Here is a 14,122-nt window from a genome sequence, read left to right as displayed (position 1 = left end):
TTCTCTTACCATCGTCACAGCTTAACTTATTCGACTAAAAGTAACTTGCGCGTCATTGGGAAAAGTTTCACTCCTGGGTCTCGCCGCTCTGGGAGGGTCTATGCGTACATCACCACGCTCTTCAAGGTTAAGGAGAGCTTGCCGGTAGTTTTTTAGGATATAAGGCTTGCCGTTGTGATGCTGATGATAAATCTGCTCTGGCGTTAATACTTTTCCAGCATAAGTTGCTAGCAATTCTTCTTCGAGCTCTGCAAGCGGCGAGAATAATCCGGGCTGGTAAATGTCTGCACTCGGATCATGCTCTAGCGAAGGAACATCATGGTCAAAACTTGTGCCCTCTTTCGCGCTAATTTCCTTAAACAATGCCGTCCCGTATTTATGCCTTGAAACTCCCAAAAGATGATGAGTAGACCTGGTTCCCGTCCTACTCCGATAAGTAAATTTTCCGACTTTGGCTCCCAGCTTCTTGATTGCGTCCTGCATCGAGTTCAGGATTGCCTCTTCTCTTTCTGCGGGCGCCATATTCGCCACGGTTCTTCGCAATTCCTCGGCCCGCTCAGCACGGAAAAATTCATTAATGGGCTCGTTCATTGCCTCACGGCCTAAGTTCATATTGAATCGGTTGTAATTGAAGAAGAAAAGAAAATCACTTCCCCAATGAGCGATTGAAGCCCCGATCAAGTCAATCGAAATTCCCGCATATCCCCAAGGATCCGCGAAAAACAAGGTAGGGACTTTAACTCGCTCAATCCTTGGAATGATTTCTCGCCCGATGGTCTTGGTTCGAAAGACCGGGTAATGTTTGAGTTTGTCGATACCAAGGAATCCTGCAACTTCTTTTTTCAATGTCTCGACGAACTCTGGATTTTCGTCATTGAAAAACAATTGTGTAACATCCCGCAGCATCTCTGTCTTAACAACATGATCGAGGATTAGTAACGGCGTAGAGGGCGTACCATCCCGATATCGTCCCGGCCCGCAGAAAAGATCCACGTACATGATCTTTCCTTCCTTGAGCAGGGCCTCAGGCAGAATTATGTTCGCCCAGCCTCCGAAGTATTTGCTGACGATTCGGTGTTTCTTTAGCGAGGCTGCCGTGGGTGTGTCGAAAAAACTGGCATCGGCCATACACCGCCATGTCTACGGGCTGAAAGTGCGAACGCCGTCGGGCGCTGGAGAAATTGAAATGCAGACTTCATTTTCTAGCAGGACGGCAACGCTTATTGGCGGGGACGGCGGATCAGATGACGCAGGCGCTAGAAGTTCTGGTCATCCCTCTTGGACCTGCTCGAACTGTTCAACCAGTGCGGTTTCTATTTCGGGAGAGTGTCTCTCGCCCCTTGCGACTCGGCTGACATAGGAACGGTCAACGCCAAATCGCCGTGCGATCCGGGTGTACATCCCACACAAAGATTCGATGTAGTGATGGAGTTCGTTTAGCTTCTGTTGTGGTTTCATTTGCGGCTCCATTCAAAAGCTTCTAACTTAACTGTGACGCAATCAGTGGCGGATGGGTTGTGCAGCACAATTTGGTGCTCACGCTGCCTTTTCCAGTTGCGGCGATGCTACGTCTTTTGACGAAGTTTCTTTCACGGTCACGCGCTTGCCTGTAGCGTGGAGCAAGTCTGCGTTGACTTCGCCGCCTAAGAGAATCGCAAATGCCGTCCAGTACAGCCAAACCATCAGGGCAATGGCCGCTGCCAAAGTGCCATAAGTCTTATTCAGACTGGCGAAGCGCCGGAAATAAAAACCTAAGGCCCAAGACAATACAATCCAACTCCCAACCGCGATGAGGGCACCAGGCAGGGTTCGCATGAATCGTTGTTTGACATTGGGAGCAAGAAAGTAAATGAGTTCGACAGCAAGCACGGCAAAAGCGACGGCCAATGACCAGCGCAGATAAGGCCAGACGGTCAAGAAGATCGCGCCTAAGCCGACTTTTCCCGCGAGCCAGCCACCGAAGTTCGGGCCGACCAACATCGCGGCCAGAGCAATGATCAGCAGGGCACCAATCAAAAAAGTCAGCCCAATTGCCAGTGGCCGAGTTCTCCAAAAGGGACGATTCTCTTCGACATCGTAGGCGATGTTCAGCGCCTCCATCATTCCGGAGAAGCCACCGGATGCCGCCCAAATAGTTCCGAGAATTCCAACCGAGAGGAAGTGGCCCCGATACGGGGTGATCACATCGCGGAGAACGCCGCGAACCAGACCCATGCTGTCTTGCGGGATAAAGCGCGACATAAATGAGAGCGCCTGATCGAAAAGATTGGGAACCGGCAAATAGGCGACGATGGCGGCGAAGACGATGAGAAGCGGGAACAATGACAGTACAAAATAGTATGACAGCCCGGCCGCCATCTGCATGGTGTGCTTGCGCTGGACATCATCATAGGTGCGCACCAGCGCGTTCTTGACCTGATGGAATCGCATCGGTTAAGCCTCTGATAGTGTGATGCTGAATTTCATCTACTCAGTTCAGCTCTGGTTGTGGATTGCCTAGCTGCCCAACGGTCAGATTGCACGCCAGTTGCAGGTGCAGAGATTTTTTCAGAAGAAGTCACTTTTGTTGACATCCATGCCCAGGTCGTTCTCATCCCATCCTCAAAAGCGCGAGGCACAATGTCTATCCCAGTGGCAAATCTCCGTATCGAAATCGCGGGCTTCCCAATTAACGATTATCGGATCGTTGACCGCAGTCTTGAAATGCGTGTGCTCGATTCTAACGGTCAAGCGTTTAAGGATTCGCGTAGCACGTGGCGACGGCTCACCACAGACGAACTGCTATTGCACTTCAGATTTGCCACACTTGTCTCGCGTTGGTTCTCCGAGAGAATGGCGGCGTGTGACGCAGACGCGTGGCTAGAACGAAAGCGAGCAGACGCTGCATAGCAAAGCCGGCATTTCTGGAGCGGCTGGCAGTTCGTTAGCAAGCGCCACTTCGAAAAAGATCAATTTCAGCACACTGGTTTGACAGCAGCGCCTTCGAAGCGTAGGTTGGCTCCGGTTTTCAGTCTGGCATCGTTCAGTCTGACATTCAGGAGGTCAGCATGCGCACAGTTTTAGTATTCGCGTTGATGCTGGCGTGCTGCGTTGTAACAGTGGCGCAGGCGCCGGCCGGGCCCAATGTTTGCATGATCGTTGTGATTCACCCCAAGCCCGGCAGCGAGATGCAATACACCGCCGGCCACATACGTCATATCGCCTGGCACAAAGCCCAGAAAGACACGTGGACGTGGTTCACTAACGACATTACTACCGGCCCGGATACCGGCGCACAGTTGGCTGGCAGTTGCGGCCATCACTGGTCTGATTTTGGCCCCGAGCGCGAAAAGTTCATGGCCGCCGATATGGCAGATGTGGAAAAGAACATTCTGCCCTATGTCTCCAATGCGCAGATGTCGTATTGGAGTTTCCGGCCCGACCTGAGCCGCGACAATTCTCCGGAGGGCCAGAATCCGCCGACGCCGTACCTCAGCGTCACTCACTTCTTTCTTCGTCCCGAGGGAATAACCGCATTCACGGACAGCATTAAGAAAGTTAATGAAGGCGCGCAGAAGAGCAATTACGGAACGCCCGGCCGCATTTACCAGCTAATCAATGGTGGCGAAGGGCCGCACTTCGTGCTGGTGGTACCGCGTAAGAGCCTGGCCGACCTGCAGCCACCAGACAAGACGCTGGACCAGATGATGGCGGACGCTTTCGGCGACGAAGGCAAAAGCACGATGGACGCGCTTCGCAAGAGCTACCATCGCGTGGCGACGGAGTTGCTACACTCCCGACCCGACCTGAGCTACACACCTGCGGGCAAGTAGTTCCGCTATTTGGGCGGGATAGATGCGGAGCCATCTTTCGGCGGACGCTCTATCTCGCCAAATCCATTTGTGGAACATCCATCCCACATTGGTCTGTTGATGAGCAGTCTGCAGCGCTCCTACTGCAAGGCGCGACACGCACCCTGATAGCATCGGTCCTGAGGACAACCCTAAGTGAAGCGAGATATTAAACGAGAAGCGCCGCCGGTTCCGGGACAGGTCCGCGTGGCGGTTGTCGGCACCGGGAACGTGGGTGCAACTTTCTCGTACGCGCTGCTGCTGAGCGGACTGGCTGCCGAAATTGTATTGATTGACGCGAATCGAAAGAAAGCCGAGGGCGAGGCCATGGATCTGAATCACACCGTGCCTTTCGCCCATCCCACGAAAATTTGGGCAGGAGATTACGCGGACTGCGCCGGAGCCACAGTGACCGTTATTTGCGCGGGGACCGGACAGAAGCCGGGTGAGACCAGGCTCGACTTATTGCAGCGCAATGCCAGTATCTTCGCGGAAATTGTTCCACAGGTGGTGCGAGACAATCCTCAGGGGATTCTGCTGATCGCCACCAACCCGGTGGACGTGCTCACGTACGCTTCCTGGAAAATCTCTGGCATGCCGGCGCAGCGGGTGATCGGGTCCGGCACTATCCTCGATACCGCACGATTTCGTTATCTGCTCAGCCAGCACTTTGGAGTTGATGCTCGCAGCGTACACGCCTTTATCATTGGCGAACACGGCGACAGCGAAGTGCCGGTCTGGTCGCTGGCCAATATTGCGGGAATGCGGCTGCGGGAATTCGCTCGCGCCCACGACATGTCAATTGACCAAAAGAAGATGGACGAGATCTTTAGTCAGACGCGCGACGCGGCTTACGAAATCATCCAGCGCAAGGGCGCGACTTATTATGCTGTTGCCGCCGGATTAATGCGTCTGGTGGAGGCAATTTTACGCAACCAAAGCACGGTGCTCTCGGTCTCGAGCCTGATTACGGATTATTACGGCATCAGCGATGTTTGCCTGAGCTTGCCTACTCTGGTAGACCGTGGCGGAGTGGAACGAGTGTTGAAGATTGAGTTGGGGAATGAGGAAATGCGACGGCTACGCCATTCCGCCGCAGTCCTGAAGAAAACCATCGCCAAGCTCAAGCTGAGCGCCACCCGGCGCTCCAAGTAGGTGCCAGACCCCATCCAAATTCCGGCCGCGACACCCGGCCAGCCGAGTTGGTAAACTGGGGACATCGGAGTGCGCCCGTAGCTCAATTGGATAGAGCGCCAGCCTCCGGAGCTGTAGGTTGGGGGTTCGAGTCCCTCCGGGCGCGCCATTCCTTCTGTTTTCGCCCTTTCAAAGATCCTCTCGAATGGGTTTCTGTATTTCGGATAAAGACTTACACCGTTCGTGGCGCAGTCCGAAAGCTGGGGATCGTTCGTGATTTCGACACGTCGGGGAGCGGCTTGGAGCATTCGTGGCGGGGTAATACCCGCCTTTTCTCACTTGCCTGTCTGAATTCTTTAAACTCCAGAACTCTTCTGAGATCTTCTCGTTTTAGGCACAACTATTGTCCTATTGACATCGTTCAAGTTTTGGAATAGGTTCCGCGGCGTAAGTGTTCCCGAGATCGCTGATTATTATGATGTCGGCAAACGATCCAGCTAAATCGCGCGTGGAACGTGAAGACTTGTGCCTTGTCCTCAGCGCGATTCTAGGCGATACATCCCTGTGGGCCGACGACGTTCTTCTCGAGAAACGTCTCGGCCCAAGCCGCGACCAATTCGTTGATCTGGAAAAACCACGCGAGATCTACGTTCGAGATTTGTTTCCGCTGCGAGTCGAGCGAGGTGGCAGGATCATTGTCGGCGGCGGCGGGGTCATAGTCCAGTGTGTTAATAACAAACAGCCAGCTATTAAGTACGCGTTAAAGATTCCGCGGCCATCACTGTTTGGAGGCGATAGTCAGAGCGTAGAGTGGAACATCCGGGATGCTGCTCAAGAGTACCTCAAGCATGCGCCATTGTCCCACGAAAACGTTGCGCGTGTTCTCGGCCCAGGCAAGATAGATATCCGTGAGCGATCTGGGCGGGAAGTAGTGTTCTCGGTAATTTTGATGGAGTGGATCGATGGAGCGGTACCGTTAAATAGGTATCTTGCACAAGAAGAGGTCGATTTTAGAGCGGTGCTGGACATTCTGACGCAATGTTTCAAAGGATTGGCCTACATACACGATCAGGCACTGATTCATTGGGATATAAAATCTGACAACTTACTAGTTAGTGAAAGCGGCGTAGTTAAGCTTACTGACATCGGAAACGCCCGCTATGTCAAGAATCCAGCTAGAGGCGATCTGGTTTATTCTACGCGGGGTAACCCACCCTTGCCTCCGCGGGGGCATAGTACGGAACGAAAGACCGAGACTTCTAGACGCGTCGCCTATAAATTACCATCACTCGAATGGGACTGTCCCTGGCTCGATATGTGGATGCTGGCTCGGGAACTGAATCGCATCTTTAAGGCTAAACTCAAACTCTACGATATGGATTGTGAAGAGCAGGCCTTTCCAGGCGACATCCAGTCCCGTGCGGATCAATTCTTAGAGAAGTTCCCATCGCGCGACGATAACGCGACATTTGCATTGGCTTTTGTGCGATTGATCGTCAACCGTTTATTGCGGCCAAACGGTCCTGATAAGCCCAAGTGCTACGACACTGCCGATGCGGTAGTTCAGGATTTAGCGAAGGTTCTGCCAGAATTCGGAGGTGCGCAGGCGGTTCCTGAGCTACGGGCCATACCACAGCGGGTGCTTAGACTTCCGCAATCTGGAAACGCGCCATGGACCGAGCGCGTAAACCATGTTTTTAATTCCTCGGCCGTGCAGCGTCTTCGCAGGCATAAGCAACTCGGTGCCGTGTCTCAGGTTTATCCCGGGGCAAATCATGTGCGGTTGGAGCACGTGGCTGGAGTCTTGGCTGCGACAACAGATTATGTCAGAGCTCTTTACTCTCACCGGTCGGATCCGTTTTGGAGGCTGACAATTGATTCGAAAGACATTGATGCTCTACTGCTGGCGGCGATGCTGCACGATGTAGGCCATCTGGCCTTTGGACACTACTTGGAAGAGATGGAGGGGATGGTTAAGGGGCGTACACATGTAGACTATGCCATTTTACTGCTACATCCCGACCACGGGGATAGCGACGTACGATTTGGCTCTGACAGCCGGATCGCCGCTGAAACGGACCGTCGTGCAATTAGAGAATTGGTCTGTTTGGATTGGGCAAAGGAACAGGTGGCGGACGCATTCCTTCGCCGTGTCGCTGAGATATTGAGACCAAGCAAGAAGTCCGCCCGGGCGGAGCAAGATGATGATGCTCCGGTCCTTTATCCAGCCGAAAGCGAGCAGATCAAGGTGAATATTCTGCATAGCATACTGGACAGTGCCGTTGATGCCGACAAGCTTGACTACCTGCTTCGAGATGCCCATCATTGTGGTGTTCGTTACCCCGAGGGAATAGATACCGACCGTTTTTTTCAGTCATTGACTGCTGTTCCTTTTTTCCCGGGCTTCGAGTCTCACGAACCTCCCCAGGCATCCATTGCGGTTACTGAGAAGGGGGTACTTCCAGTCGAAAGCATGCTTATTGCGCGGTATCAAATGTTTTCGTGTGTCTATTGGCACCATACGACCCGAGCTCTTACGGCTATGCTGCAATTCCTTGTCTTGACTTTCCTGGGAACCGACACAGAAAGAGTTGACCAAAGGCTCGACGAACTCCTGGGCAACTTCCGCGAACTCGACGATGAGTCGGCACTGATCTGGCTGAAAGAAAAGCTCACGGACAACCCAGGAATTTCGGAGCAAACACGAACCTTTCTTCAATCAATTGCTGATGGTCTCTTGGGTTTAGATCGCAAGCTTGTTTATTGGCCGGGATTCGAGTTGCAATACGACCCTATCCCTCAGAGTGCGACGCGTCGAGTGTACGACGGACTAATGCGTGAATCGATAAACGCCGGCAATGCGGGTAACCCGGCCGACTACGTCAAAGCCATATGTGACCTACGTGGCAGCTTCGTCGAAAAATTCCGCGATTCGGTTAGGCGAGGATTTCGCGAGGAGCTCGGATTTGTAGACGGAGAAATTCTCATTGATATCCCCCCTGCCGGAAAAGATCAGGTTAAGAACGTTTTTATCAGTGAAGCGGGCTGGATCAAGCCGATTGAGGATTTGTCTCCTCTCTCAGGCGCCGTAAGCGACGCCTTTCGCTATTGGGTACGGAAGCCGCGGGTTTTTCTGAGCCCGAGTGCATGGAAAAAGTGTGGAAGTGCGAAACTAACTGCCGATGACGTTTCCAAATTATGCTTGTCATGCTTGGAAGAAATGTTCATCAAGCAGAAGAAGTTGCCTCTTGGAAAGGTCGGTTAAAACAATGCGTACTAGCCCAGACGCCGCCGATTGAAAATCACAACGCTTCCTGGCGCACGACGACCGGTCCGCCGCATCGCGGCTTGTTAAAATGGGGTTTCGTGGCGCGCGAAATTCAGACACTAAGCTGATGAACACGACACGGCGGGGATTCAAGGTGTCCAAAAACCTCACTAGATGGTTCTAAACTCTGGCCGATCTGCAAAAGCGTCAAGTCTGGCCGGCTTCCGGTCAGATCGAGAGTTCTAAGATCGTCCCTCCGGGCGCGCCATAGACTCCGTAACCCGCCTCGACGTCTTTGACCCTCGATTCGTTTTCCCTAACTCACAGCGAAACCCATTGTCCCGAGCCCGTATTGCGTAATAACGCAAAAAGTGTGTTTTGTTAGGAGGACAAAAAAAATCGCACATCCTCCGACAATTGCAGGCGTCTGCTTTGGTTGAGAGAGCCCGTCAAGCCGACGGTTGGAGAAAATCATGAAACTACCTTATGTACTGGGAATGATTGCGCTGTGTCTTGGGTGTGGTGGTTACGGCCCTTCAAGCAATATGCCTCCGGCGCCGGGAACAGTTCCCGTAATTGCTCAGCTTTCGCCTGAAGAGACGAGCGCGGGTAGTCCGGGTTTCATTTTAACGATCAACGGCAGCAGCTTTGCCAATAATGCGTTCGTGAATTGGAACGGTACGCATCCGACCACAATGGTCTTGACCGCGAAACAACTCACCGCCAAGATTCCGGCGGCGGCGATTGCCACCTCGGGCACGGTAGCTGTTACTGTAACCAACCCTGGGACTCCAGGCGGTGCTTACGGTGGCGGCACCGTGGACGAAACGTCAAAGCCGAAAAGCTTCACCATCAAGTAGCCCTTATCGGCAACCCGCGAGAGCATGGCCGCCCGGCCGTGCCGGCGAAAACGCTGCCTGGCCGGGCCGCGCACTCGGAGAATCAAACCGGCGCATGGGTCGCGCCCTTCGGCTGTCGCCCTGCCTCCTGTCCGGCGCTTGGTCGCGAGGAAGCTGGGGCCCCAGATGGAAGGCCTGCACCCCGAGGGCGTCCTCCCGCATCTAGAGATGTGAACACGGGGTATCCTTCCTGGTCGTTTTGGACTTGCACTGGCAGTGCTTCATAGGTAACATCATGGTGTCCTCCAAACGGCCGCACGTTCCCGTGACGGCACTCCGCGCCCAAGCTCCTGGCTCCAGGCGCCAAATGGACAGGTAGAAGATTTCAGGTATCAACTTTCCAGCCGCAACGGGTTTCATGGCAGGTGAAGGTTCGCACCACCAGCAACATTCCCCGCGGCGTGAAAACCAGCGCATTTCCAGGCCTTCAATTTGAAGGATAGAAGAGAGCAATATGAACTTTGGACCGAGAAGGCCCTCCGGACCCGGAGGGAAAAATAGACGTCGGCACGGCCGGCGTCCACCCAAGAACCGCCCCGGACAAGGCGGCAGCCGAGGTGGCGATGCCCGCAATCGGCACGGCGGAATTTATTCCGCGCCCATGGACCATGCCTACCGTAACGCCCTGAACGGCAGCAACGGAAGGGGAGGAGGCGGGCGAGGATCATTTGGCCCCGGTTATTCTGCGGTGGATCCGGAGCCCCTGCCGCAGAGCGATTCCGGGCCACGTATTTTCGCCTTCGTGGACGACCTGTTCTTCCTGGCAAAAATTCAGGAAATCGCGCGCAAACTCAACGTGAAAGTCGAGTTCGTCAAGACCGATAAAGACCTGACCGAGAAACTTGAACAGAACGGCGAAGAAAAACCCTCCCTGATTATCTTTGATCTGAACAATGCCGGCGCCAAGCCGCTGAGCATGATTCCCAAGCTCAAATCCAAGCTGAAGAAGGGGACCAGCATTATCGGGTTCCTATCTCACGTGCAGGGCGATCTGAAGGTGAAGGCGCAGGAAGCGGGATGTGACATGGTGCTGCCGCGCTCGGCCTTTTCCCAGAACCTGCCCCATCTGCTTCGCCGCCACGGAGCTCCCGACGAATTGGAAGCGGGAAGCGAGCAGCATTAATACGGGTTTCGCACTATCCAGGCTAGCCCGGTGGCCAGCCTAGCGGGCGCCCACCCAGCAGGTGCAAGTGAAGGTGAAACACTGACTGCCCTGCGCCGGGTCCGACGTTAAATACCGTCCGATATCCATCCTCAATCTTACGTTCGCGAGCGATCTTCGCCGCCACAATGTGGCAATAGCCGATCAGTTCCGCGTCCTCCGGCTTGGCCTCTTTCAAACCAGGGACATGTTTCTTGGGAATTATGAGCACGTGGGTTGGAGCTTGGGGATTAATGTCGTTAAACGCGAAGACCAGGTCGTCTTCGTAGACCTTCTTGGTGGGTACTTCGCCACGAATCATTCGGCAAAACAGGCAATCGGGCATGGACAGTTCCCAGTGGAGTTCTCAGTGTAAACCAGGACAATGGAGAGAAAGGAACGGGAGGCAGGTGCGAGATCAGTCTAATCTGACCAGGAATATTCCTCCCTGCGAAGTACGGGTCTCGCGGGCTATTTCTTCGGCGCGATGCTTGTCATCGTCGGGGACCCGGACGCGCAGCCACCAGGCACCCGTAGGGCTGGCAAATGCCAGGACTTCAGCAGAGTGATAGCGCCGGGTGAGGTGGTGGCGCAATTTCTCCGCCGCTTCTTCCTTACCAAAGCCGCCGATTTGCACGGCCCATCTTCCCCCCTGCTGGATCGAGGCAGGGGTCTTCAGCACTTCTAATTTCACTGTGGCAATTCCCGGACGCCAAACGTCAACCGCTTGTGCCGCGGCCAGGGACAGGTCAACGATGCGACCGTGGACAAACGGGCCGCGATCGGTAATGCGAACTACCACGGAATTTTGGGTCTTTAGGTTGGTGACCCGTACCATGCTCCCCAGTGGGAGGGTGCGATGGGCTGCGGTGAGGGCATGCATGTCATAAATTTCACCGTTGGCAGCACGCCGGTGGTTGTAGGGTGGACCATACCAGCTTGCCAGACCGGTTTCGACAAATGCAGCACCGTTGTTTTCGTTGGCTTCAGCAGCCGGCTCGGTGGCCCCGGGTGCCGACGGAGATTGGTCGGCTACTGACTCATCCTGGGCCGGAGTCCGGGAGGGCAGCTCATCAGCCGGCTCATTTTGCGACGGATTGCGTGCCGTTATCGGCGGAGTGGGCGGGACCTTCACGCGCGCGGCCCGATGATTTCCGCAGCTCGCCAACAGCAAAGCCGAGGCCACAACGGTCAGCGCACCAAGAATATGGAGGGATCCGAATCTATTGATCACTTTTTTCGCTGCTGGTCCAGATAGTCGGCAAGCTCGGCAAAGTGCTTGGCGGCTGCTCGCAATGCTCCGCTTGAGCCCTTACGCACCGCGGGTACTACTTCGTCGTTCAAGTATGCAATAAATTGGTCCGCGTCTCGCTCTATGCCCTTCTTCCTGAGCGAGCTGCGTAAGCTGGCCTCCGCTTTACCCAGTCCCCGGCCAGCCTGGCGGAAAGCCTCGTCCAGCTTGGATTTGAACCGATCTGACTTGCGTTTCCCTGCCAAGCTGCACCCCACGTTGAAGTTAGGTGGATAGAGGTCTTGCGATTATCCAGTGCTGGAGGGCCAGCGTCAACGTAGAAAGCTGTGTTTGTACCTGAAAAGGAAACCAGTTGGACAGCAAACCTCTGGTCGTCGGTTGACTTCTTAGTAGCTAAGCATCTGGCACATAAGTTGCCACAGAGTGGGTTGGGGGTGAGATGTCCAGGGGGCAATTTACGCGTTTTGTGGCACTCGCCCTGTGTTTGACGGCTTGGTCCGCGGTTGGCCAGACGCCGGCAGCCCCGAGCCCAAGTTCCCCGAGCCCAGGTTCCCCGGGCCCAGGTTCCGCAGAGCGACAAGGGGCATCTTCCGCTATTAGCGGGGCGAGCGAGATTCCGAAGAATGACTCAGTAGCCAGTGTCGCAGCGGCCACGAGCGACTCTCAGCCTGCAGAATCAAAACCATCAGTTCCAGCTTCCGCACAGCCTACATCAGCGCAACCAGTGGTGATGGTAGTGCCCGATTCACCGTCTTACATCGCGCTTACCAAGCAGCAAAAGCTGCATCACTTCATGCAACGCACCTATTCGCCATACACCTTTTTCGGAGTGGCTTTCGATGCCGGGTGGGCGCAGATGACCGACGACTGGCCAGCTTATGGCCAGGGGATGGCAGGTTACGGAAAGCGCTATGGGGCGCTTCTAGCGGACGGAGAGGCAGCGGCATTTTTCCAAGGTTTTCTGTTGCCTACGCTTCTGCACACCGATCCCCGTTATTTCCGACAAGGACCCGGAAGGCCGCTGCTGGAGCGCATCTCCTATGCGGTTTCTCGGGTGGCGATCACGCGAGCGGACAGCGGCCACGACACGGTCAACACACCGCAAATTCTCGGCTCGTTGTTGTGTGCCATTGTCAGTAACGCCTACTATCCGAGGCCACAGAGAGGCGTGGAGTATTCGGCCAGCCGCTTAGAAGGGTCATTGCTCTCCATTGCACAAACCAATCTGCTGCGCGAATTTATGCCCGACCTGCGTCGCATATTCAAGAAGCACGAACCGGAAAAGCTGAAACGCCTGGAGGAGAAAGTACCCTTCTCGGAAAAGATTGATCCCGATGTACACAAGGAAGAGCCGTCTTCCGCACCCAAGGAAGAACCCGCCTCACCACCTAAGGAAGAACCTGCATCGGTGACAAAAGCGCCCGCCTCCTCGCGGCCGTGACGTTCTCTATCTCAAAAAGAGAATTTTAGCGATCTGGAGTGATCTCTTCGAGACAACAATGAACTCTGGAGCTGCATGACAGTCCAGCAGCTATCGTAATTAAGCGCCAGAGCAGCGTTTGCCACAAAATGTAAGCTCAGCGACCTATTGCCCTGACAATAGAGAATGGGTCCACCGGAGGCGATTGCTGCCTGAACAAGACACATTAGCGCTCAAAGTGGGAGGGCTGCCGGTCAAGGTATTGGGGATCGGTTCCGATGGCAAGCCTTTCATCGCGAATGCTGTGGCTAATGAACTCAGCCCACGTGGAGCACGTCTTGATGGCATTGCCTTCATCAAGACGCCGGGCGAGATCATCGGGGTGCAATACGGCAACCGTAAGGCTCGCTTCCGGGTAGTGTGGGTGCTCGAAAGCAACTCGCCCGAGGCCGCGCAGATTGGCATCAAGACTCTTGATACCTCCAGTTCCCTTTGGCCAGCGGACATGTTGGCGGCGCAACAAGACATACGCTTCAACTGGTTTAATCCCACATCAGGTTCACCTCAAGAGGAACGCAGACAATACGCGCGTTACCGGTGCAGTGGGAATGTAGGATTCCGCACCGCGGGTGCGGAACGGCATATCTGGGGCAAGCTCGCGGAGATCGGCCTGGGCGGTTGCTACATTGAGATTGCGGCACCTTGTCCGGTGGGCACCAAGCTGGAGATCACAGTGCAGGTTCAGGGCGCAGAAATGCCGATGAGCGCGGAAGTCCGTACTGCCGTTCCGGCGATGGGGATGGGCGTCGAATTCACCATTTTCAAAGGAGACGTCCGGGAACGGCTCAAGCAATTTATCCAAAAGCTCGCACCACCGAGGCGGCAAGAGGTGGTTGCCAAACTGGGACCAGACCCGGAACTGCTTGAAGTCTCGACAAAGAGTGACCTCCAGGCTCCCTCAGAAATTTCGGCTGCCGTGCCGCCGCCTGAGACGTCTGTCCAGCAATTGGCAGCGCGAATTGAAGCTGCGATGGAAAGCTCTGTCAGCAACGCCAGCCCAATGAAGTTGGCATCCGATCCAACAAGGTTCCTTTCTCTGCTGCGTGAATTCTTTAGTGAAAATGACGTGCTCACCCGCGAAGACTTCAAGCGCCTGTTAGAAGAATCAAAATCCTGAT

At 54.7% G+C, this 14,122-nt stretch carries 12 protein-coding genes and 1 tRNA gene; 8 read left to right on the top strand and 5 right to left on the bottom strand.

The window, feature by feature from the left end; all coding sequences use genetic code 11:
• Nucleotides 1-21 precede the first annotated feature (21 nt).
• Both tcmP and VFA76_16640 read right to left on the bottom strand, forming a co-directional pair.
• On the bottom strand, nt 22-1,128 hold the full coding sequence (tcmP, locus tag VFA76_16645) for a three-Cys-motif partner protein TcmP (GenBank protein HZR33475.1): 1,107 nt from the start codon (nt 1,126-1,128) through the stop codon (nt 22-24).
• Nucleotides 1,129-1,536: 408 nt separating this feature from the next.
• Nucleotides 1,537-2,430, bottom strand: coding sequence for a YihY/virulence factor BrkB family protein (locus VFA76_16640; GenBank protein HZR33474.1), 894 nt, complete (start codon nt 2,428-2,430; stop codon nt 1,537-1,539).
• 617 nt (nt 2,431-3,047) lie between these two features.
• Here VFA76_16640 and VFA76_16635 point away from each other — a divergent pair.
• From VFA76_16635 to VFA76_16610, 6 genes are all read left to right on the top strand, one after another.
• On the top strand, nt 3,048-3,812 hold the full coding sequence (locus VFA76_16635; protein HZR33473.1) for a hypothetical protein: 765 nt from the start codon (nt 3,048-3,050) through the stop codon (nt 3,810-3,812).
• 174 nt (nt 3,813-3,986) lie between these two features.
• Nucleotides 3,987-4,985 (top strand): L-lactate dehydrogenase, encoded by a 999-nt coding sequence (locus VFA76_16630; protein HZR33472.1) that lies wholly within the window; start codon nt 3,987-3,989, stop codon nt 4,983-4,985.
• A 71-nt stretch (nt 4,986-5,056) separates the two neighbouring features.
• Nucleotides 5,057-5,133, top strand: a tRNA-Arg gene (locus tag VFA76_16625).
• 306 nt (nt 5,134-5,439) lie between these two features.
• Nucleotides 5,440-8,229, top strand: coding sequence for a protein kinase (locus VFA76_16620; GenBank protein ID HZR33471.1), 2,790 nt, complete (start codon nt 5,440-5,442; stop codon nt 8,227-8,229).
• 476 nt (nt 8,230-8,705) lie between these two features.
• Entirely contained in the window at nt 8,706-9,092 is a 387-nt protein-coding gene (locus VFA76_16615) for an IPT/TIG domain-containing protein (GenBank protein ID HZR33470.1), read from the top strand.
• A 493-nt stretch (nt 9,093-9,585) separates the two neighbouring features.
• Nucleotides 9,586-10,254 carry a hypothetical protein gene (locus VFA76_16610; GenBank protein ID HZR33469.1) on the top strand — a complete coding sequence of 223 codons (669 nt, stop codon included), beginning with the start codon at nt 9,586-9,588 and terminating at the stop codon, nt 10,252-10,254.
• A gap of 22 nt (nt 10,255-10,276) precedes the next feature.
• On the opposite strand, the gene VFA76_16605 is transcribed toward VFA76_16610, so the two are convergent.
• The 3 genes from VFA76_16605 to VFA76_16595 all read right to left on the bottom strand — a co-directional run bounded on the left by VFA76_16605 (nt 10,277) and on the right by VFA76_16595 (nt 11,769).
• On the bottom strand, nt 10,277-10,618 hold the full coding sequence (locus tag VFA76_16605) for a histidine triad nucleotide-binding protein (GenBank protein ID HZR33468.1): 342 nt from the start codon (nt 10,616-10,618) through the stop codon (nt 10,277-10,279).
• Between the two features lie 72 nt (nt 10,619-10,690).
• Nucleotides 10,691-11,506: a septal ring lytic transglycosylase RlpA family protein gene (locus VFA76_16600; protein ID HZR33467.1), complete on the bottom strand. Its 816-nt coding sequence runs from the start codon at nt 11,504-11,506 to the stop codon at nt 10,691-10,693.
• A complete protein-coding gene (locus VFA76_16595) occupies nt 11,503-11,769 on the bottom strand; it encodes a hypothetical protein (protein ID HZR33466.1) in 267 nt (88 codons plus the stop codon). Before VFA76_16595 ends, VFA76_16600 begins: the two co-directional genes overlap by 4 nt.
• A 491-nt stretch (nt 11,770-12,260) precedes the next feature.
• Between VFA76_16595 and VFA76_16590 the strand changes: the two genes are divergently transcribed.
• Both VFA76_16590 and VFA76_16585 read left to right on the top strand, forming a co-directional pair.
• Entirely contained in the window at nt 12,261-12,965 is a 705-nt protein-coding gene (locus VFA76_16590) for a hypothetical protein (GenBank protein HZR33465.1), read from the top strand.
• A gap of 184 nt (nt 12,966-13,149) precedes the next feature.
• The gene (locus VFA76_16585; GenBank protein ID HZR33464.1) at nt 13,150-14,121 is read left to right on the top strand and encodes a PilZ domain-containing protein; all 972 of its coding nucleotides are present in this window, start codon (nt 13,150-13,152) and stop codon (nt 14,119-14,121) included.
• The last annotated feature ends 1 nt before the right edge of the window (nt 14,122 follow it).

The organism is Terriglobales bacterium (assembly GCA_035651655.1).
Taxonomy (GTDB): Bacteria; Acidobacteriota; Terriglobia; order Terriglobales; family Acidobacteriaceae; genus DASRFG01.
This window is presented reverse-complemented; position numbering and strand designations above follow the sequence as displayed.